We start from the raw sequence: 20,225 nt of genomic DNA on the forward strand, positions 1-20,225 counted from the left end.
TAGTTATCCGTTAAGCATTTAGGAGAGAGGCCTTGCCTTTGTCCTTAAAATCTGTTAGAATAAAGCCAATCAGAGGTGTTTTGAGAACGCAACCTTACAGAAAGCGGTAATGCTGAGAAATCCGCAGGTTGGACAAAACTGGTTGCTGAGGACATCATGTGATAAGAACAAAGTTGCGGGTGCAAACCCGAATCTGGGTGGTACCGCGGAAATCGTACATGAAATTCGTCCCTGTCATTTGACAGGGGCGTTTTTATTTGGAAAGGAGGTCTAACAATGCTCCACCACATTGAACTCTACGTGTCGGACTTAGCAAAAAGCCGAAATTTCTACGAATTTTTGCTTCCTTACCTGGGCTATGAGCTCTACCAAGACTGGCCTCAAGGCTTTTCCATGCAATTGGCAGAGCATTACATCGTTTTTGTCCAAACGCCAGATGATTTTTTAGAAGCAGGCTATCACCGGTGCAGAGTCGGTCTCAACCATCTAGCCTTTCGTGGTGGTCGTCGAGAACAAGTTGATAACCTGCGTGCGGTTTTACGCAATAAAGGTGTTAGACTGCTTTACGACGACCGCTACCCCTATGCAGGTGGTCAAGAACACTATGCCCTTTACTGTGAAGACCCAGATCAAATCAAAATTGAAATCGTTGCGGAGGTCCCCGATGATCAACATCCTAGCCAATCCTGAAATACCTCAACTCCCCCATCTGGAAACAGCCCGCCTCTACCTGAGACCGCTCGTCCCAGAAGATGCGCCAGCCATGTTTGCCTATGGACGCCTCCCAGAGGTGGCTAAGCTCGGTGGCTTTCCTGTCAACCAGTCGCTGATGGAGGTGCAGACCATGATAGCAAACGATCAAACAAAGTCGGGCAAAGACCTCAAGTTGCGGATCTATGCCATACTTGACAAGGCAACGAGCCAGATGATCGGCACCATCAACTTCAACCAAAAGGTGGCGCCCGGCGTCCTTGCCATAGGCTATGTCCTTCACCCGGATTATTGGGGCCAGGGGCTCATGCCAGAAGCCGGTCAGGCCATGCTCAAGCTTGGTTTCGAGCACTTTGCCTGCCACAAGATTGAGCTGATTGCCTTTGATTACAACACCCAAAGTCAAAAGGTGGCTAAAAAACTAGGTTTCACTCAGGAAGGGCGTTTGCGCCAGCGTAAGGCGGTGGATATGGTGTACCGCGATGCCTTTGTTTTTGGGCTGTTGGCGGAAGAATGGCGGAGCAGACAAGCATGAAAAGCAGATTAGAGACTGAGCGTTTGCTCCTCAGGCCCTTGACAGAAGAGGATGCCCCAGCTATCTTTGCCTATACCAGCCTTGCGGAAGTCGCTAGGCTATCAGGTTTACCGGTGGCAACCAGCACCGCAGTAGTCCAAGACCAGCTTCGCCAGAGGATTGCCGATGCGCAAATGGGCGCCTACCCACCCCCCTACGTGATTCTCTTCAAAGAGACCAATCGGCTTGTTGGCACAATAGGCTTTAGCAGACGCCTCCATGAGTCCTGTCTGGCTATCGGCTATAGCCTGCACCCTGATTACTGGGGGCAAGGGCTTATGGTCGAGGCAGGCAAGGTGTTTGTCCAAGAAGCCTTTAACAGTCTTAGCATTGACACGATTGAGCTCTATACCTACGCCTTTAACCATCAAAGCAGGCGCGTGGCTGAAAAGCTGGGTTTCCAGCAAGAACGGCTCTATCCCCACGACCGCAAAATCGATGGACAAGTCGTCCACATCGCCCAGTATGCCTTGGCGCGTGAAGTGTGGGAAAGGAGAACTAAATGAATATTTTCTTGATTGGCGCTCAAGCCTCTGGGAAGATGACTGTTGGGCAGGAGTTGGCAAGTCTTACAGGAGCAACTCTTGTTCACAACCATGAAACCATTGATTTTGTACTCAGGTTTATCCCTGAATTTAATGAAGAAATGATGGACCTCAATTCCCGCATCAATTTTGATATTTGCGAGGTCTTTGCCCAATACAGGAGAGATTGGATTGGTACAGGGGTTATTGATTTTAGTAATTCGGAACAGCTCGATTTTCTAAGGATTATTCAAGCTATTTTTCAAAAGTATGGGGGAGATCTCCTGTTTGTGGAATTGGATGTGAGTTTGGAAGAACGCTTAAGGCGGAATCGAACCGAGAATCGCCTCAAATACAAACCTTTAAAGCGAAACATTGCGGTTTCTGAGCAGGAAATCCTAGAGACCGTTAAAACATGTCAATATGTATCTGATCGTGTCCCAGAAGGTTTGGACTATTATTTGAAATTAGACACAACAGCAGTTAGTGCAAAGGAAGCAGCAGAAAAAATCATAACTCATGTCAATCATTTAACCAAGGAGAAAGCCTGATGGATTTAAACCAATTAGATATTATTGTGAAAGATGTTCCAAAAACCAGTGAAGCATTAGAGCGTTTACTAGGGATTTCAGCAGATTATAAAGATGATCATTTTGCCCAGTTTACGATTGGCAGTCATTGTTTGATGGTGTCTGATAAGGCAATCGTGCCACTGGAGCATTTCCAATCCGGTGTGATTCTACATGTCCAAATAGAGGATGTGGATGGCAAATACCAAGCCCTGCAAGCAGCTGGGGAGACCATTTTAAACCCACCAACGGCTACCGACTGGGGGACGTATTCGGTCATTGTCCAAGGTCCTGAGGGGGTTGTCCTTGATTTCTATCAATTTAAGGAGGCATAATATGGTTACGAGTCAAGAAAAACCAATCAACACTAACTTACCAAACCTTGAAACGGACCGCCTCTACCTGCGCGAGCGCACTGTGGCAGACGCAGAAGCTGTTTTTGCCTATGCCAGTCTGCCTGAGGTGACTTGGCCGGCAGGCTTTCCGCCTGTCGAAACCGTGGAAGATGAGGTTTATTACTTAGAACACGTCCTGCCCAAGCGCAATGCTGACCAAAATTTACCAGCTGGGTATGGGATTTGCCTCAAGGGAACGGACAAGGTCATCGGATCAGTTGATTTTAACCACCGCCATGCGGACGATGTTCTGGAAATGGGCTATACCCTGCATCCAGATTTTTGGCAACAGGGCATCATTACCGAAGCCTGCCAAGCCTTGTTAGAGGCCGGTTTTACGCAGCTTAACCTCCACAAGATAGAAATAGCTTGCTTTGACTACAACCAGGCCAGTCGCAAACTGGCTGAGAAGCTCGGCTTTACCCTAGAAGCCACCATCCGTGACCGCAAAGACGCCCAAGGTAATCGCTGTGCTGACTTACGGTATGGACTGTTGAAGAGTGAGTGGGGGAGAATAGGCCAATGAAACTGAAAGTGTGACTATCATTTTTATGCATTGCTTGATTTTAAAAGGTATTGAATTATGAAAAAAATAATAAAACACATATCTTATGGTATTGCTTGGGGCCCTGCTTTTATTGTAATATCTTCACTAATATCTGTATTGTTGATATTACCAGTTACTTTGTTACCTTCTACACAAATTATTAATTTTGGGACTTTTGAGATAAGTTTGAGACTCTTTATCGTTGAAATAATTATGCTAATTTTATTAGGAGTTTATGGATATAGAGTTTGTTCAAAAATACAAGATAATAGTGTAGCAAAGTTATTATACTGGGGATTTTTTATCAGTGGTATGGTTACATTCTTCTTTAGAAGTCAGGTTGTATTATTACAACCGATACTCCCCATATTATATGCTATAAATTTTGAACGTCAAGCCCACAAAATTAAGTCATTTTTACAAGCTTCTTGTTATATGTTTGTGGCACTTAATATATATGATGTCCTCTACATATTTGCGCTTAAATGGATTATGCAAATAGAAGATAGACAACTTACATGGATCATTTGGGTTTCAGTAATATTTTTTTTGCTAGTTGTTACAATATTGAGAACCTTACTCTTAAAAATCTATATTAAGCAGAATGAAATAGATAAAAGAGATAGACAAGAAGGATATAGTCAATTTTCTTTTTATGCTATCATGTTTGTGGCCTCGTTTATACAACTAATATTGTATATATCCATGTTTATTAGTTATACTGAATCAAAAGATAGCTCGCTTATAAATTTACTTTCAGTCTATGCTATACTTATGACAATATCTATATATTATTGGAGTTTATTAAAGGAACAAATTGATAGAGGAGGAATTACTCATAAAAAGGAAATACTTAGATGGAGTCTTGGTATCTTAGTCCTATTATTTATTTTTTTATATGATAGGCTAGAAGGAGAATTCATAGGCATTTTGAGTTGGTTACTGCCAATCTTAATATCTACAATCATTGGTGGGATACATTATCAATTTATATTGAATGAGCACCAACAACTTCTAATTCCTACGATAAAAATGAAACAACATATGTATCGGTTGCAATTAGTGAGCTTTCTTATGTTAACTTTTTTAAACTTGTTTTCAGCACTATTTACTATTCAAAGGGTAGAAAATGATAGAATTATTAGGTTAAATACAGTTAAAATTGAGATTATTAACTTAATTAATTCTACTAATAAGCATGCTTCATCAGATTTTATGTCAAGTTTTACAACTTCGTTTATTGTCGTAGCTATATCCTTTATTCTGGCAATAATGCTTAGTGAAACAGGAATCAAGCTTCTAAAAATGCATTACTTAGATTTATCAAAAGGGTATTATAAATCTTATAATAGTGTACCCAACCGTAGATATAAAGGAAATATTCACAAAAGGAGAAACTAAAATGAAAGAATTATCACCAAAATACAATCCAGCCGAGGTTGAGGCTGGTCGCTATGCCAAATGGCTGGAAGCGGATAGCTTTGCGCCGTCAGGCGATGCTGAGGCCAAGCCTTATTCCATCGTGATTCCACCGCCAAACGTGACAGGCAAATTGCACCTGGGCCACGCTTGGGACACGACCTTGCAGGATATTATTATCCGCCAAAAACGCATGCAGGGCTATGATACCTTGTGGTTGCCAGGGATGGACCACGCAGGGATTGCGACCCAGGCCAAGGTGGAGGAGCGCCTGCGCGAGCAGGGGCTTTCCCGTTACGACCTTGGTCGTGACAAGTTCCTCGATAAGGTCTGGGAATGGAAGGACGAGTATGCGTCTACTATCAAGGAGCAGTGGGGCAAATTGGGGCTTTCCCTTGATTACTCCCGCGAGCGCTTCACCCTTGATGATGGCCTCTCTGACGCCGTTAAAAAGGTTTTTGTGGAACTCTACAAAAAAGGCCTCATTTACCGTGGTGAGTTTATCATCAACTGGGACCCCGCTGCTCGCACAGCACTTTCTGACATCGAGGTCATTCACAAGGATGTCGAAGGGGCCTTCTACCACATGAACTACCTTTTGGAAGATGGCTCTGGTGCCCTTGAAGTTGCGACCACGCGCCCTGAGACCATGTTTGGGGATGTGGCTGTCGCGGTCAATCCAGAAGACCCACGCTACAAGGATTTGATTGGTAAGAATGTGATCCTACCAATTGTGAACAAACCCATTCCAATCGTTGGTGATGAGCATGCTGACCCAGAATTTGGAACAGGTGTCGTAAAAGTCACGCCAGCCCATGACCCCAACGACTTTGAGGTCGGCAAACGCCATGACCTGCCACAAGTCAACGTCATGAACGATGACGGCACCATGAATGAGTTGGCTGGCGAATTTGTCGGTATGGACCGATTTGACGCCCGCAAAGCGACGGTTAAAAAATTAGAAGAGCTTGGCCAGTTGGTCAAGATTGAACAACGGGTTCACTCTGTTGGCCACTCGGAACGTTCAGGTGCCGTGGTGGAGCCGCGTTTGTCAACCCAGTGGTTTGTCAAGATGGATCAATTGGCGAAAAATGCCATTGCCAACCAAGCGACTGACGACAAGGTAGAATTCTACCCACCACGTTTCAACGATACCTTCCTCCAATGGATGGAAAATGTCCATGACTGGGTTATCTCTCGTCAGCTCTGGTGGGGGCACCAAATCCCTGCCTGGTACAATGAAGCAGGCGAAATCTACGTTGGCGAAGAAGCCCCAGCAGGTGATGGCTGGAAACAGGATGAAGATGTCCTTGATACCTGGTTCAGCTCTGCCCTTTGGCCCTTCTCGACCATGGGTTGGCCAGATGACAACGCAGAAGACTTCAAACGCTACTTCCCAACCTCAACCTTGGTCACTGGGTACGACATCATCTTCTTCTGGGTGTCTCGCATGATTTTCCAATCGCTTGAATTTACTGGGCGCCAGCCATTCCAAAACGTCCTTATCCACGGCCTTATCCGTGACGAAGAAGGGCGCAAGATGTCCAAGTCCCTCGGCAATGGGATCGACCCTATGGATGTTATCGACCAGTACGGTGCTGACGCCCTTCGTTGGTTCCTCTCCAACGGCTCTGCCCCAGGACAGGATGTCCGTTTCTCCTATGAGAAGATGGACGCCTCATGGAACTTCATCAACAAAATCTGGAACATTTCCCGCTATATCCTCATGAACAATGAAGGGATGACGCTGGCAGATGCCAAGGCCAATGTCGCAAAAGTAGCGACTGATCAGGCGGGTAACGTGACCGACAAGTGGATCCTCCACAACCTCAATGAAACCATCGGCAAGGTGACCGACGCCTTTGAGAAATTCGAGTTTGGAATTGCGGGCCACCAGCTCTACAACTTCATCTGGGACGAGTTTGCAGACTGGTACGTGGAGCTGACCAAGGAAGTCCTTTACAGCGATAACGAAGACGAGAAAGTCATCACCCGCTCTGTCCTCCTCTACACCTTGGACCAGATTCTCCGCCTCTTGCACCCAATCATGCCATTTGTGACCGAGGAAATCTTTGGCCAAATCTCAGAAGGCAGCATTGTGTCGGCAGATTATCCAGTGGTGACTCCTGCCTTTGAAAACAAAGCTGCGCACCAAGGCGTGGAAAGCTTGAAGGACCTGATCCGTGCTGTGCGAAATAGCCGGTCAGAGGTAAACGTGGCGCCAAGTAAGCCAATTACCATTCTCATCAAGACCGCTGACAGCCAGCTGGAAGCCTTCTTCAAGGACAATGTCAACTACATCAAACGCTTTACCAACCCTGAACATTTGGAAATCAGCTCAACGATTGCGGCGCCAGAATTGGCCATGTCCAGCGTCATCACCGGAGCTGAAATCTTCCTGCCGCTGGCAGACCTCTTAAACGTGGCCGAAGAATTGGAACGCCTCAACAAAGAGCTAGCCAAATGGCAAAAAGAACTCGACATGGTTAGCAAAAAGCTCTCTAACGAGCGCTTTGTCCAAAACGCCAAACCAGAAGTCGTAGACAAAGAACGCCAAAAACAAGCCGACTACCAAACCAAATACGATGCGACAAAAGAGCGCATTGCTGAGATGGAGAAGTTGGGGTAATATATAGAAAGCGCTACCATATGGTGGCGTTTTTTGGTATAATATGGAAAATATCTTTAAAGGGAGCTTTGTGTTAATGTATTTGAAAAGTATAAGGATAGAAAATTTTAGGAAATTTAGATCAAGTAATAATATAATTTCATTTGTACCTGCAGTAGATTTGGAAAAAAATAATACTAAAATACAGAGTAGTGCGCAAGAAAATAAATTAATTGATATTGCCTCAAAAACAACATTAATTGTTGGCAAGAACAATTCAGGTAAAACTACTATAGTAACTGCTTTAAAAAAATTGATTCGTGGTGAGCAATTTTTTTCGAATGATTTTAACAATGCATATCTACAATTTTTGGTAAAAGACTATAGAAAATATTTACAAAAAATAGGTGGGGATAGATCGACGTTTATATATCCAGTAATAGAATTTGAATTAACGATAGGGCTAGATGATAGTGAAAATAACAATCTGGCTTTATTACGGAGATTTATTTCTAATAAAAATATTGAGAATCAAGTTGAAATTATTGCTAAGATTGAGTTAAAAGAAATGCTCCAATTTAAAGAATTAATAGAGAAAACGCCTAGCGAATCAATTAGTGTTGATTTCATAAAAGAAAAATTAAATCAAGCATTAGTAATAAATTACTATTGTAAAATTGATAATGAGTTGGAAAGAGTTACTCAATTTAATTTGTCACAATTGTTCGAAATTACATCAATTTCTGCTAATAATATAAAAAGTGAAGATGGCCTTACTAAAGCATTTTCTAAAATCATTCAATATGCGTATAAAAATAAATTGTCAACATTACCACCAGAATATAAACTAGATAAATTTATAGATGATACCAATAATCAATTGAGTGAAAATATTGATTTAAATTATACTCAGACATTTATGAAGCACGTAGCCAAAGTATTACCCAAACAAAGCCATTCTATTAAACTCAGTTCGAAACTCACTATTGATAAACTTTTAAGTGTTGCCATTCAATATGAATATTCAGAAGATGCGATGAGTGTTCCTGAGAATCAATATGGTTTAGGTTACACTAACTTGATGGTTATCATTTCGGAAATAATTCAATATATTGAAAAAGATATTGACAGTTCTTTTACTAGTCAAATTAATATCATTTCAATTGAGGAACCAGAGACTTACATGCATCCACAAATGCAAGAACAGTTTATAAAGAATCTAGAAAGCCTAATAAATTCAATATTAAGTGAAAATAAAAAAGAAATAAACTGTCAAATCGTGGTCACAACACATTCTTCACATATTTTGAATAGTAAAGTACATCAAGGAAAAAAATTTGATGATATTAATTATGTGAGAGAAGGAGAACAAGGAGCAGAAATAATAACTATTACTAATCATAGTATTGCAGGCGGTTCAAGGGATGAAAATAATGATTTTAAATTTTTGAAGAAACACTTTAAATATGGAATTTCAGAGATATTTTTTGCAGATGGCGTTATTTTTGTTGAAGGGATAACAGAGTATAGGCTTTTCCAATATCTATTAGATAATGATGAAAGGTTAAACGGATATTTTATTTCATTGGTCTTAGTTAATGGAGCCCATGGTAAAGTATATCTTCCCCTTGTAAAATTACTTGAGATACCTTGTTTAATAATTACAGATATTGATTATAAAAGAACAGATGAGGAGAAAAAAGGCTTTGTCCAGATCAGTGATCAAAATAAATATATCATAGCAAACTATGAAGTATATTTTAAACAAGTTAAAGATAAAGTTTTAAATATTTTGGAGCCTATTGCGAAAGAAAAAAGAAAATTTACTCATGTTAAAAATTTAGTAAAAAGTATAGAATTTAATGAAAAAATAGGAGGATTTTTTCCAGAGAACTACTTGGATTATATTAAACAAAGCATCGTGAGAGATTCAGTTATTCATAAGGTTCCTAAAATTTGTAGAGCAGTAAATAATATTGCTATTGACCAAGTTATGCCGATTGATATAAAAAGAGTTTCAAAAAACACTACAATTTCTCACTTGATTGGAGGAAGTACGATAGAATATATCTTCAAAGCACAAAAAAAATCTAGTTATTTTGATGACTTTAAAGAATTTTTAAAAAGTTATTTTGAAACCTGTGATAGTAAAATAAACAATAAAGAGTTGATAGATGAAATTATAACTATTCAAATTTCTGATGCAATGCGGAGTCTTAGTCCATTTTATTTTTATTACTATGTAAAAAATGCTGTAAAGTTTCCAAAAGAAATTAATGAATTGAAAAACTCAAATCAATTTCAAAATAGTATTTTTAGCGGAAAATATGGAAATAGTCTGAAAAAACCGATAACTATTCATCCTGATATTATTCTTTCTTTTCAGGATAGTTCAATTCAAGGATTTTATCCAACAAGTTTTGAAGAAGCTTATATATTAAGTAATATAGATAATGCTATGCTTCAAGATATTCTTATTGAAATGAAGATCATTAGTGAGAAAAATGATATTAATCCATCCTTTTCATTTGCATATCAGGAAAAAATAGCCGCAAATAATAAAAAGAGTGAATTTGCAAATGAATTATTATATAAGATATTATTAGAGGATGATAATAATAAACATCCTAAATTGCCAGATTATCTTGAGCAGGGTATTATTGCATTATCAAGCATTTTAGGAGGAAAATGATGAAGTATACTATTACAACAGAGAATTCGGACAAAGAAAAAGAGTCTCTGGAACAAATTAAAAAAAATATAGAGTCATTTAATTCATTCTACTTTGAGGCAGGAGCAGGTTCGGGGAAAACATATTCTCTGGTTAAAGCAATTAGTTTTAGTTTGAATCAATATCAGTTACTGCTTAAGTCCAATCGTCAAAAAATACGTTGTATAACATATACAAATGTTGCGGCTGATGAGATAAAGGGTCGAATTGGTAATAGTGCATTTGTTGAAGTATCTACAATCCATGAATTTCTATCTGATATGTGTATGAATTTTCAAGAAGACCTGAAGGATATACATATTAAAAAGCTAAAATATGAATGTCACAAATTAACTGTTCAAACTGAATTGCCAGTAAATGTAATTGATCAGATGGGAATTGAAAGATGTATTGATATTAATGAATTGGAAAAAATAAAGAAAATAAAATGGGCAAAGAAAAAGTCTAAGAAGCTGGATTTTATAGATGAAATGGTGAGGCTAAAAGATAAGATATTTTCTGAAGAGAATGTTGATAAATACCTTAAAAAGGACTTTGGCAAATTAAAAGAGGAATTTATCAATATTTCATCAAGTAAATCAAATTTTGAGTCCTATCTCAAGAAACTGATAAAAATTAAAAAATATAAAAAAGTAATACTTGATGGCATACACAAGAAAATAGAATACACACCGGACTTTAATATTGATGTTTTAGAAAATATGTGCATAAGCCATGATACGTTACTTGAATACTGTCATGAATTATTTAAACGCAATGTTATTGTCAAACAAGTATTAAGTGACAGCTATCCAATCATATTTGTAGATGAGTATCAAGACACAAATATCCATGTTATTAAATTACTTCAATTAGTTGAAGAATATTGTTACTCAAAAAATAAAAAATTTCTGGTAGGCTATTTTGGAGACACTAAACAATCAATTTATGAAGATGGAGTTGGAAAAGAATTTCAAAAAATCTATAATGATAGAATTGTGGATGAAATTGCGAGGGGGAAAATTACTAGGGTAAAAAAAGAATTTAATCGACGTTCATCTAACAAAATAATCAGTCTTGCTAATAGAATAAGGAAAGACGATATGGAGCAAAAATCAATTTATAGTGATTTTGTTGGAAATGAAATTATCTATTCACAAGAATTATTTGAAGACGTCATAAAATTTCTAAAAGAAAGTTGGAAAATAGAGGATAAAAATCCATTAAATTGTCTTGTTCTAAATAGGAAAACGATAGCCAAAAATGCAGGGTTTGAAAAAGTTTTTAATATCTATAATAAAACAAATTATTTTTATAACGATAAAGATATACTATTCAATAAAGAAAAGTTTAGCCTTGTATCTAAAGCGTTGTATAAAATTGCCTTTATTTTAAGGAAATTAAAGTCTGGAGAGGAGTTTTTTATTGCAAATTTATTTGAGTTAAGTGAATTTAATAAAAAATATGAATTCAATTTAAAAGCCTTGAGAAAGGTGTTACAAGTATTAATGGTAAAGCATGATGGTTTAGAGAATATAACTTTAGAAAATTATCTAAAATTATTATTTAATTTATCAGACGTAGGTTTTTCAGATAATGAAATTCAGATTTATCATTCATTGTTTAAATTCAGAAAGAATATAGTTTTGACGGATTATGATTCATTTCTAGAGTTTATTTTAAAATATTTTAATCTAAAAGATGAAAACAATATTAATGAATTATTCAATATAGACATGCAAGAATTTATTAATTGGATTAATTTTGTTGATGGAAATAACGGAGAAATTATTTTTCATACTTATCATGGAACAAAAGGTGAGGAATATGAAAATGTTTTAATTATATTAGAGGAAACATTCGGTCCAAATAATAATAAAAAATATTTTAAAAAGCTATTTAAATTCTTAAACGACGAGAGTGAAGATAAGTTCAATGAAGATATACAAAAAAAATATGATGAAGAGATAATAACTAATTTACAAAATCTTTTATATGTTGCGGTTACGAGAGCTAAAAATAATCTATGTATCTTATATCAAGGACATGATAATGAACTTAAAATGGAGATTGGTAGATTTTTGGAAAATATTTGAAGTAGAGATGCAGTTTTTAAATTATCTGCAGTTTTTCTAAGTAACTAATAATAGACTGTTTGTATTATTTTCACAATAGTCTTAGTTCTACATATTATTTTTGCTCCTTAGAAAATACGAATTAGTGATATGTTTTTTTTAAAAACTTTATCTATAAATAGTTAATAATAATTTTTGAAATGATAAAATCGAATCAGTAACAGATTTACCGGCTAGATTTTATTGAACCCAAATTATAAAATTAAGCTACCATCTATATTAGTCTCAGATAAACTACCACATTTGTCTGAAAGGAACTAATATAAATGATCTACACTGATCTTACCACAAATGAACTCGTAATGATCGAGGCATATTACCAAGCAGGTAAGAAAGCTTGCGACATTTCAAAGTCACTTGGTAGATTACGACAAACGATCTACAATGTTCTTTCTTTTCTGAAAGCTGGTTATTCGGCTTATGACTATTATGAGCGTTACAAAACTAATAAGAAGCGTTGTGGACGGAAAAATACTCACCTCACAAAACCAGAACAAGATTTTATCCAATTGTATTTAGAATTAGATTGGAGTCTTGATGTGATAAAAGGTACCTATCCTGATAACATCCCTTGTTCTATGAGAACCCTCTACCGCTTAGCTGACCGTGGCTTCTTCCATAAAAATGATTTACCCTGACAAGGGAAACGAAAACCCAATTCGAAGAGATATTCGTGAGCGTGCTGAAAGGTATCCAGAGTTCGAAAATGAATTCGGTCATCTTGAAGGGGATACCATTGTTGGCAAGAATCATAAAAGTGCTGTCATTACGCTGGTTGAGAAGCAGTCAAAAGCTATTATCACACTTCAAACAAATGGACGAAAAGCGAGTGACATTGAGGAATCTGTCAGCCAGTGGTTGTCACAGTTTCCAAGGCATCTCTTCAAGTCTATTACCTTTGATTGTGGGAAAGAGTTTTCCAATTGGAAGTCCATTTCCAATAAACATGATATTGATATTTTCTTTGCGGAAACAGGGTGTCCAGGGCAGCGATGTCTTAATGAGCATTCTAACGGCTTATTAAGGCGACACGGACTTCCTAAGCAGATGGACTTCAATGATATTTCTCAAAACTATTTATCAGCTATAGCTGATAAAAGAAATAGAATTCCTAGGAAATCATTGAACTATCTAACTCCGTATCAAGTTTTTCTGACTAACTTGAAATTGTCTAACTTAATTTGACAAATGAGAACTTTAAAATGAATACCAATATTCTAGAAAAGTAATTATTTTGTAAAAATGTTATACTATCTAAGTTAGATATTTTTAGAAAGCAGGTGCTTACATGACAAATTCTGTAAGTTCTCCACAGTCTGGGAAGTATGCGATAGCAGCATTTTTCTCGGGTGTTGGTGGAATTGAGTTGGGCTTTGAGCAGACCAACGAGTTCAGAGTGGTGTATGCCAACGAGTTTGATAAGTATGCGAGAATGACTTATCAGTTGAATTACCCCGATACATTTTTGGATGGGCGTGATATTCACGCGGTTGAGGCAGAGGAGATACCCTCTGAGACAGTCGATGTGATTGTAGGTGGATTTCCTTGCCAGGCCTTTTCGATTGCGGGTTATCGCAAGGGGTTTGAAGATGATCGTGGTGGTTTGTTCTTTGAACTGCTTAGAATGATCGAAGCTAAACGCCCTAAGGTTGTCTTTGTAGAAAATGTCAAAAATATGGTGTCTCACGACCACGGCAACACCTTTAAGGTGATCCGTGAAGCCTTGACCGAGAACAACTACTTTATCAAGTGGAAGGTCTTAAATGGCAAGGATTACGGAAATATTCCGCAAAATCGTGAAAGAATTTATGTGGTTGGTTTTGATAACAAAGAAGCCTATGATGCTTTCGAGTTTCCAGAGGAAATCAAACTGACAACCACTTTGCAAGATGTGATTGACTTTGGTGCAGATCCAACGGAAAATTATTATTATCGCGAAGGCAAACAACCTTTTTACGAAGAATTAAAACATGCTGTAATCAGTCAAGATACGGTTTATCAATGGCGTCGTCAGTATGTTCGTGAGAACAAAAATGGGGTTGTACCAACCTTGACAGCCAATATGGGGACTGGTGGGCATAATGTTCCTCTGATTTTGACCGATAAGGGAGAGATTCGAAAACTCACGCCTAAAGAAACCTTCAATGTTCAAGGCTATCCAAAGACCTTCAAGATTCCTGAGAATGTCTCAAATGGGCAACTCTACAAGCAGGCTGGAAATAGCGTCGTTGTGCCTGTGATTAAGCGGATTGCGGCAAACATCGCAACAGCTTTGAATCAGTCAACTGCCCCGTCTGCAGTAGATCGGACTGGAGATATTGCTATTATCTATACAAAGATGAATGGCCAATTTGAAGGGCAGTCCTATGTGAGAGACTTTGTTGATACTTATGAGCAAGCCCTTGAAACAATAGAGGCTTATCAAGATGGTTTAGGAATCTTATCAGATGAGGAGTATCTCAGATTGGTTAAAAAAGGTGGCCATTTAGAGTTTTATAGCATTGCTTTTACGAATAAATAAGTATTAGAGGGATTAGTGAAAAACTAATCTCTTTTTGGTATACTAAAGAAGATAAAGTGAGGTAACGTTATGTGGGAAAATCTGAAAACGGAACAAAAGGAAAAATATCGGACCCTGATTACGAATTTTGCCAGTTTGAGTGAGGCTTTTTCGCAAAAAGCAGAGCTGGAAGATGGGAAAGAGGGCTCAAACTATGTAGCTCCGATTGTAAACTCCAAGTTTCAAGAGACTGTTTTCCAGAAGGCTTTTCATGCAGTTGCAGAAGATATCGCCAATACTTCTTATGATGCGTCTGTTGTTGTAGATGATAACCACAAGTACCTTGTAGGGATTAAATCTTTTGGGATCAATTCTGGTGATCAGAAAGTTGCTCAGTTCAAGAAAGATTCTCAGTCATGGACGGACATTCTCAATGCCATTAAATTTTATGCGGATATTGCTCCTGATAAGGAAACCGCTGATCGTGAGAACAAGGAACGTTATAAGGACTTAGCTGTTCGAATTGCCTTGCTTCGAAATCAACGCATTGCGTCTTCTAAGGCTCAAATCAAAGGATTTAAGTCAGATGATGTGTCGGTTGATTCGGTGTACCATGTTCTTATGCCAACGGCTAAAGGACAGTCACCTCAGATTTTTGTAGGAGAGACTTCCTATTTGCCGATTGAGATTGATAAGCTCGAAGTTCTAGGCTCTACAAGTCATAAAACACCGACCAATTTCCGCTTTACAGATGGGAATCATACCTATAAGTACACAGCAGCGGATAGCCAGCTTCACATGACCTTTAATAACAAAGAAATTGTTGTGGACCAATGGGATGTCAACTATATTGAGGATCCATTTTCGGTCTTTGAGCAGTTGCATTTATTAACAGGAACAAAAACAGAATCGGAGATTCTTGAAACAGTCTCATGGGTCATCACAGACAAGCATGGACATGTGGAAGAAAGTTCAGGTTTTAATGCTTTTGATGGTGGCTCGAAATTAGCAAAGAAAGACCGCATTGCTCGCATTGAAAAGATTCAAGACCACTTTAAAGATGAGTTGTCGTCTGAAGAGAGGGCCTATGTCACGGAAGCTCTTGAAGCGATTTTGTTGAAAAAATGGACTACTAAAGAAGAAAAAGTAGAAATGAAAGCTCGTCGTTCGAAACTACTTGCTTTTGCGAAGTCATCTGGCGTGAAAAATCTAGCTAAAGAAATTGAAAAACTGGTCTTTCGACCAGTTAGTGAAGTCTATATTCCATTGCCAGATTCTAAAAATTTCCACGACCAGAATCCTCATTTCTTTGGTGTCAATATTGGCACCTTTGAAAAAGGGAGCAAAAAATTGGCTCTACCAAAGGAAAATCGTACCTTTGATTTGAAATTCTTGTCTTCTGGTGACGTGATCAAGGCCTATATCAATCAAGAAACTGGCAAGGCGATTCAATCAACGGAAAAACAGGATATTCTAGGAGAATGGATTTTGCGTGGGGTTTTCCAGTTGGAAGAACGTGAAGTCTTGACGGGCAAAAAGTTAGAAGAACTGCAAATCAACGGCATTCGCCTGAGCAAATTCAAAGACGGAGTTATCGGTATTGAGTTTATTTGGATTGATGTTGATAATCCCCCGAAAGATGCGATTGGTTGGGTGGCGAAGAATAAAGGTTAGGAGAAGATATGTCTAGAGAAATATTTTTTAATTTGCCCGATGAGTTAGATGAAAAATTAACATTGTGGGCAAATTTCCATAATATCAATAAATCTGAATTTATTGTACAGGCTTTATCTGAGAAATTAGAGGCTCTTTATGCAATACAAGATGCAGACAGATCTTTGCAAGAATGATTAGATGATGATCGAGCTAATTTGTTTCTACTTATAGCTGGTATCAATGAAGCAAGAGATATAGGGGTGATTTTCGCAAAAACTCTTAAGCTTTCTGCAAGTTTTCTTTCAGCTTGCCTTAAGAAAGTAGCGTTATACTATGATCATCCTAGAAATAGGACTCCTAAATTTTTTCTTTTTCATATCTCCGAAAATGAGTCTGGCCGTTTGGTCGGGCTTGTTTTTTTGCTTGAAGTCTATCCTTAAGATGAGAGTTAGGGGTCTGAAATTAGTAAGATTTTTTCTAGAAAGATATGATTAAAGCCCTTAAGTTTTCTTCAAGTTTTCTTTCAGGTTGTCTTAAGAAAGCGACGTTATACTATGATCATCCTAGAAATAGGACTCCTAAATTTTTTCTTTTTACCTAAAGGTATCCGTACCTGTAAACTTGCTTTGCTTCGTACGGTTACGTATCATATCTCCGAAAATGAGCCTGACAATATGTCGGGCTTGTTTTTTTGTGAGGCTAGCTGGTTTAAATGATGATTGTTGTATAAAATACTATAAAGATAATTGAACAATCAGATAATCTGTTATAATTAAAACAAGGAGGACTAAGTGATGGAAATTGCCTTAACTCAGAAACTAAAAAAAAGATTACCCAATGTGACACTTGAGTCAGGAGAGGACCTGGATCCGTTTTATAAATGGACGATCAATGTGACGAATGTGTTTGAAGATGGGGAAGATGATCTTTTGGTTATGACCAACCAAGAGACACGGTTTCCTGTTTTGATCTACAATATCGATGAGTTTGAACTCGAAGAAATGCCCCAAGAAGAGTTCATAAGGTTCTTGATGGATAAATTACGGGAAAGTTTAAAGCAATACGGCTATAGTAACAAAGCTATCGAAGCGTATTGTGATCAAGCAGGAGCAGTCACCTTTACTAAAAATAGCCAAGCGCGACAAACATCATGGAACACGAATACCGCGTTGACAGCTGCTGCTTTTATTGGTGATGAGGTGAATAGCGAACGGCTTGTGGATGAAGAGCCAAATCAAGTACTATCCTATCTACTGCGAGATTTCCTGTTTAAGATTGGCGATAACTACCACACACCAAATGAGAGCATGGCGACTAGACTGAAAGGATTAGTAGAAGAATCGGTCTATGAGCAAGAGGCATTTGAACTGAGGCTATCTCTGAATTTGGAAACTTTCACCATTGTTAGACAGATAATGCTATCAGCTTCGGCTAGTTTTCTAGACTTGCACAAAGTGATTCAGAAATTGATGCGATGGCAAGATTATCATTTGTATCTGTTTGAACTAGAGAAAAATGGCAGTGTTGAGAAGTTTTATCCGTTTGAGGATGAACTGTGGGATGGTAAACTAGCCAGGGATTACCGCTTAGAATCCTTCTTAGAGGTTGGGGATAAGTTTTCCTATACCTATGATTTTGGCAACAATTGGGAATTTGACATAGAAGTCCTATCTTTTCAACCGAACTTCCAAAAGGAATTACCATATGTCATTAAGACTAGGGGGAATGCTCCCTCGGAAGATGCCTCTTTTGATGATTCCTACTTCAAAATTCTGGAGGTTTTAAGCGATCCTGAACATCCTGAATATGATGCCGTCAACACGATCTTTGGTAAGGTATTTTATGAAGAGCGTGAAGTTGACTTGCCACTATCAAAAACGAATACCTTTTGGTAATTTATCTACCAGTACGAAAAAGAGCAGGAAAACTACTGAATGAGTTTTCCTGCTCTTTTCTTATTTCCCTTTCCCCTCCCCAAAATACTGCATGACGTCTTGGTAGTAGCCACGGTCTTGGTTAATTTGGGTGAGGAGGGGTTTGTCGTGGGTATGGGCGATGCCGTCTTCCATGAGCTCAGTATAGAGATCGAGGTAGGGAAGGTGGGCCTTGCGGGCTCGCTCGAGCTCAAGGGCTAGGTCAAAGGCGACTTTTTTGAAAGTCACTTGACTGACCCCTTGCTCGTCAATCTCAAGGATAGCGTACTGGGCGCGGAGGTCTTGGCGGAGCTTGTCCCAGGGGTAGTAGGGCTGTCCGATAGAGCCTGGATTGATGACCAACTGGCCTTTGCTGGCATAGCGTTGGGTCTGGACATGGATGTGGCCATAGATGGCGATGTCCGCGGAATTATCTATAAAGAGGTCATCTAGGCGTTCAGCCGATGCATCGTAGACTAGTTCGCGCCCGTAATTCTTTTGGGGCAAATGATGGCTGACACTGATGGTTAAGCCATTGATGGTACGGGTTTCCTGCAAGGGAAGCTCTCGTAGCGTAGCAATTTCCCTATCAGAAAGATGAGGATGAAGGTACTGGCTGAGTTTGGCAAGATAGATATCTGTTGGATTATTTGGGTCAAAGCGGTTGTCTAGGGACTCTAGGAAACAATCTTCCCAGTTCCCTCGAACTTGAAGAGAGATGGGGATGGTATCGAGAAGAGCGATCAAATCGCGCGTGCCGGGACCAGGCATAAAAATATCGCCAAGCAGCCAGTAGTCGGTAATCTCTTGATTTTTAAGGTCTTCTAAAACGGCCTCTAAGGCTGTGCGATTGCCGTGGATGTCCGAGAGTAGGGCGATACGGTGTTTCATAGGGTCTCCAATCAGGATAGGCTGTCTAAATAGCGGTCAAAGCTCGTTGAGTTGGCGCTGACCGTTAGTGTTTCAAGGGTAAAGGGGTGCTGAAAGCTCAGCTCCTTAGCATGGAGCATGAGGCGCGGGGCTTTCTGTGGGTGATAGAGGGGGTCGCCAACCAGGGGATGGCCGTGATGGCTGAGATGGACCCGGATCTGGTGGGTCCGCCCGGTCTTGAGTTGGCAGGTGACCAAACTATTTCGTCCGAGATGGCTTTGAAGGGTGACATGTGTTTCAGCGGTTTGCCCTTTGCGGTTATCGACCAGGCGTTTGCGCCGATCGTGGCGGTCGCGTCCGATCTTATCGGTAATGACCCAGTGGTCTTTTGCAATTTTTCCCTGACAGAGCGCCAGATAGGTTCTGGATATCTTGCGGTCTTCTAGGAGCCTATTTAGGATAGGCAGGACAAAGGGATTCTTGGCAAAAAGCACTGCGCCGCTAGTCTCCATATCCAGACGATGCACGACATAGCAGGTCGTCCCGACTTCAGTAGAGACATGGTTTAACAGAGCGATTTCAGTAGGTTCATTGCCATGCGTCTTCATGCCTTCTGGCTTATTGACGATGACCAAGTGCTCGTCCTCGTAGAGGACCTCAATCACCCCTTTTTGCCCAGCAGGTAGGCTTTTTTCATGGTAGTCTTCATGGTCAAAGGTTAGGCTTAACAGGTCACCGGGGCGGATGGTTGACTGCCAATTGATCAATTCGCCGTTGACCTGAACGTGTTTTTTGGTCCGCAAAAAGTGCCTGATTTTCCGTGGAATCAGGAAATAATCTTCTAAAAGTTCTTTGACGGTCATTTCAGGAAAGGCTTGGGGAATGGTAATCTCGTATTGCATAGCTCTATTTTACCATAAATGCTAGGTTTGAGAGATAAGAATAACCGAACTTTACCCTGTCAAATCTGTCAATCGAAAATGAAAATGTCCCGCAAAACTAGGTCTTATTTGTGTCAAAACCACTGTTATTTTGTTGAGACATAGTTTATACTAGTATGTGGTTGGGTAAGATTTTCTTTCTCAGCCAGATAT

16 protein-coding genes and 1 pseudogene are annotated in these 20,225 nt (G+C 39.2%); 15 read left to right on the plus strand and 2 right to left on the minus strand.

From position 1 onward, the window contains the following. Positions 1–276: 276 nt before the first annotated feature. The 15 genes and pseudogenes from ACVRYP_RS06900 (at position 277) to ACVRYP_RS06970 (ending at position 18,243) form a co-directional block, all read left to right on the plus strand. Positions 277–690 carry a VOC family protein gene (locus tag ACVRYP_RS06900; RefSeq protein ID WP_447468006.1) on the plus strand — a complete coding sequence of 138 codons (414 nt, stop codon included), beginning with the start codon at positions 277–279 and terminating at the stop codon, positions 688–690. Next, the gene (locus tag ACVRYP_RS06905) at positions 650–1,246 is read left to right on the plus strand and encodes a GNAT family N-acetyltransferase (protein ID WP_447468007.1); all 597 of its coding nucleotides are present in this window, start codon (positions 650–652) and stop codon (positions 1,244–1,246) included. The genes ACVRYP_RS06900 and ACVRYP_RS06905 overlap by 41 nt, the downstream gene beginning before the upstream one ends. Then, positions 1,243–1,791, plus strand: a complete 549-nt coding sequence (locus ACVRYP_RS06910; RefSeq protein WP_447468008.1) for a GNAT family N-acetyltransferase — start codon at positions 1,243–1,245, stop codon at positions 1,789–1,791. Before ACVRYP_RS06905 ends, ACVRYP_RS06910 begins: the two co-directional genes overlap by 4 nt. After that, positions 1,788–2,360, plus strand: a complete 573-nt coding sequence (locus ACVRYP_RS06915) for a DEAD/DEAH box helicase family protein (RefSeq protein WP_447468009.1) — start codon at positions 1,788–1,790, stop codon at positions 2,358–2,360. Before ACVRYP_RS06910 ends, ACVRYP_RS06915 begins: the two co-directional genes overlap by 4 nt. Further along, entirely contained in the window at positions 2,360–2,713 is a 354-nt protein-coding gene (locus ACVRYP_RS06920; protein WP_447468010.1) for a VOC family protein, read from the plus strand. The genes ACVRYP_RS06915 and ACVRYP_RS06920 overlap by 1 nt, the downstream gene beginning before the upstream one ends. 1 nt (position 2,714) lies before the next feature. After that, positions 2,715–3,299 carry a GNAT family N-acetyltransferase gene (locus ACVRYP_RS06925; protein ID WP_447468011.1) on the plus strand — a complete coding sequence of 195 codons (585 nt, stop codon included), beginning with the start codon at positions 2,715–2,717 and terminating at the stop codon, positions 3,297–3,299. A gap of 57 nt (positions 3,300–3,356) precedes the next feature. After that, positions 3,357–4,721: a hypothetical protein gene (locus ACVRYP_RS06930; protein WP_447468012.1), complete on the plus strand. Its 1,365-nt coding sequence runs from the start codon at positions 3,357–3,359 to the stop codon at positions 4,719–4,721. 1 nt (position 4,722) lies between these two features. Then, on the plus strand, positions 4,723–7,368 hold the full coding sequence (locus ACVRYP_RS06935; RefSeq protein ID WP_447468013.1) for a valine--tRNA ligase: 2,646 nt from the start codon (positions 4,723–4,725) through the stop codon (positions 7,366–7,368). Positions 7,369–7,444: 76 nt separating this feature from the next. Next, on the plus strand, positions 7,445–10,039 hold the full coding sequence (locus ACVRYP_RS06940) for an ATP-dependent nuclease (RefSeq protein WP_447468014.1): 2,595 nt from the start codon (positions 7,445–7,447) through the stop codon (positions 10,037–10,039). Beyond that, positions 10,039–12,153 carry a UvrD-helicase domain-containing protein gene (locus tag ACVRYP_RS06945; protein WP_447468015.1) on the plus strand — a complete coding sequence of 705 codons (2,115 nt, stop codon included), beginning with the start codon at positions 10,039–10,041 and terminating at the stop codon, positions 12,151–12,153. Before ACVRYP_RS06940 ends, ACVRYP_RS06945 begins: the two co-directional genes overlap by 1 nt. Before the next feature lie 305 nt (positions 12,154–12,458). Then, positions 12,459–13,377: pseudogene (locus ACVRYP_RS06950) on the plus strand (IS30 family transposase). 103 nt (positions 13,378–13,480) lie between these two features. Further along, positions 13,481–14,713 (plus strand): DNA cytosine methyltransferase, encoded by a 1,233-nt coding sequence (locus ACVRYP_RS06955; RefSeq protein ID WP_447468016.1) that lies wholly within the window; start codon positions 13,481–13,483, stop codon positions 14,711–14,713. Between the two features lie 69 nt (positions 14,714–14,782). Next, positions 14,783–16,366: a hypothetical protein gene (locus tag ACVRYP_RS06960; protein WP_447468017.1), complete on the plus strand. Its 1,584-nt coding sequence runs from the start codon at positions 14,783–14,785 to the stop codon at positions 16,364–16,366. 8 nt (positions 16,367–16,374) lie between these two features. Further along, complete coding sequence (locus ACVRYP_RS06965; protein ID WP_447468018.1) at positions 16,375–16,542, plus strand: hypothetical protein; 168 nt, start codon at positions 16,375–16,377, stop codon at positions 16,540–16,542. Between the two features lie 600 nt (positions 16,543–17,142). Further along, positions 17,143–18,243 (plus strand): plasmid pRiA4b ORF-3 family protein, encoded by a 1,101-nt coding sequence (locus ACVRYP_RS06970; protein WP_447468019.1) that lies wholly within the window; start codon positions 17,143–17,145, stop codon positions 18,241–18,243. 60 nt (positions 18,244–18,303) lie between these two features. On the opposite strand, the gene ACVRYP_RS06975 is transcribed toward ACVRYP_RS06970, so the two are convergent. Both ACVRYP_RS06975 and ACVRYP_RS06980 read right to left on the minus strand, forming a co-directional pair. Continuing rightward, complete coding sequence (locus ACVRYP_RS06975) at positions 18,304–19,152, minus strand: metallophosphoesterase family protein (protein WP_447468020.1); 849 nt, start codon at positions 19,150–19,152, stop codon at positions 18,304–18,306. An 11-nt stretch (positions 19,153–19,163) separates the two neighbouring features. After that, complete coding sequence (locus tag ACVRYP_RS06980) at positions 19,164–20,033, minus strand: RluA family pseudouridine synthase (RefSeq protein ID WP_447468021.1); 870 nt, start codon at positions 20,031–20,033, stop codon at positions 19,164–19,166. Between the last annotated feature and the right edge of the window lie 192 nt (positions 20,034–20,225).

The organism is Streptococcus rifensis (assembly GCF_053203525.1).

Excerpts from the sequence above, each read along its gene's own strand:
- ACVRYP_RS06900 (WP_447468006.1), top strand. The coding sequence starts at position 277 with ATGCTCCACCACATTGAACTCTACGTGTCGGACTTAGCAAAAAGCCGA.
- ACVRYP_RS06910 (WP_447468008.1), top strand. The coding sequence starts at position 1,243 with ATGAAAAGCAGATTAGAGACTGAGCGTTTGCTCCTCAGGCCCTTGACA.
- ACVRYP_RS06915 (WP_447468009.1), top strand. The coding sequence starts at position 1,788 with ATGAATATTTTCTTGATTGGCGCTCAAGCCTCTGGGAAGATGACTGTT.
- ACVRYP_RS06920 (WP_447468010.1), top strand. The coding sequence starts at position 2,360 with ATGGATTTAAACCAATTAGATATTATTGTGAAAGATGTTCCAAAAACC.
- ACVRYP_RS06925 (WP_447468011.1), top strand. The coding sequence starts at position 2,715 with ATGGTTACGAGTCAAGAAAAACCAATCAACACTAACTTACCAAACCTT.
- ACVRYP_RS06930 (WP_447468012.1), top strand. The coding sequence starts at position 3,357 with ATGAAAAAAATAATAAAACACATATCTTATGGTATTGCTTGGGGCCCT.
- ACVRYP_RS06935 (WP_447468013.1), top strand. The coding sequence starts at position 4,723 with ATGAAAGAATTATCACCAAAATACAATCCAGCCGAGGTTGAGGCTGGT.
- ACVRYP_RS06940 (WP_447468014.1), top strand. The coding sequence starts at position 7,445 with ATGTATTTGAAAAGTATAAGGATAGAAAATTTTAGGAAATTTAGATCA.
- ACVRYP_RS06945 (WP_447468015.1), top strand. The coding sequence starts at position 10,039 with ATGAAGTATACTATTACAACAGAGAATTCGGACAAAGAAAAAGAGTCT.
- ACVRYP_RS06955 (WP_447468016.1), top strand. The coding sequence starts at position 13,481 with ATGACAAATTCTGTAAGTTCTCCACAGTCTGGGAAGTATGCGATAGCA.
- ACVRYP_RS06960 (WP_447468017.1), top strand. The coding sequence starts at position 14,783 with ATGTGGGAAAATCTGAAAACGGAACAAAAGGAAAAATATCGGACCCTG.
- ACVRYP_RS06965 (WP_447468018.1), top strand. The coding sequence starts at position 16,375 with ATGTCTAGAGAAATATTTTTTAATTTGCCCGATGAGTTAGATGAAAAA.
- ACVRYP_RS06970 (WP_447468019.1), top strand. The coding sequence starts at position 17,143 with ATGGAAATTGCCTTAACTCAGAAACTAAAAAAAAGATTACCCAATGTG.
- ACVRYP_RS06975 (WP_447468020.1), bottom strand. The coding sequence starts at position 19,152 with ATGAAACACCGTATCGCCCTACTCTCGGACATCCACGGCAATCGCACA.
- ACVRYP_RS06980 (WP_447468021.1), bottom strand. The coding sequence starts at position 20,033 with ATGCAATACGAGATTACCATTCCCCAAGCCTTTCCTGAAATGACCGTC.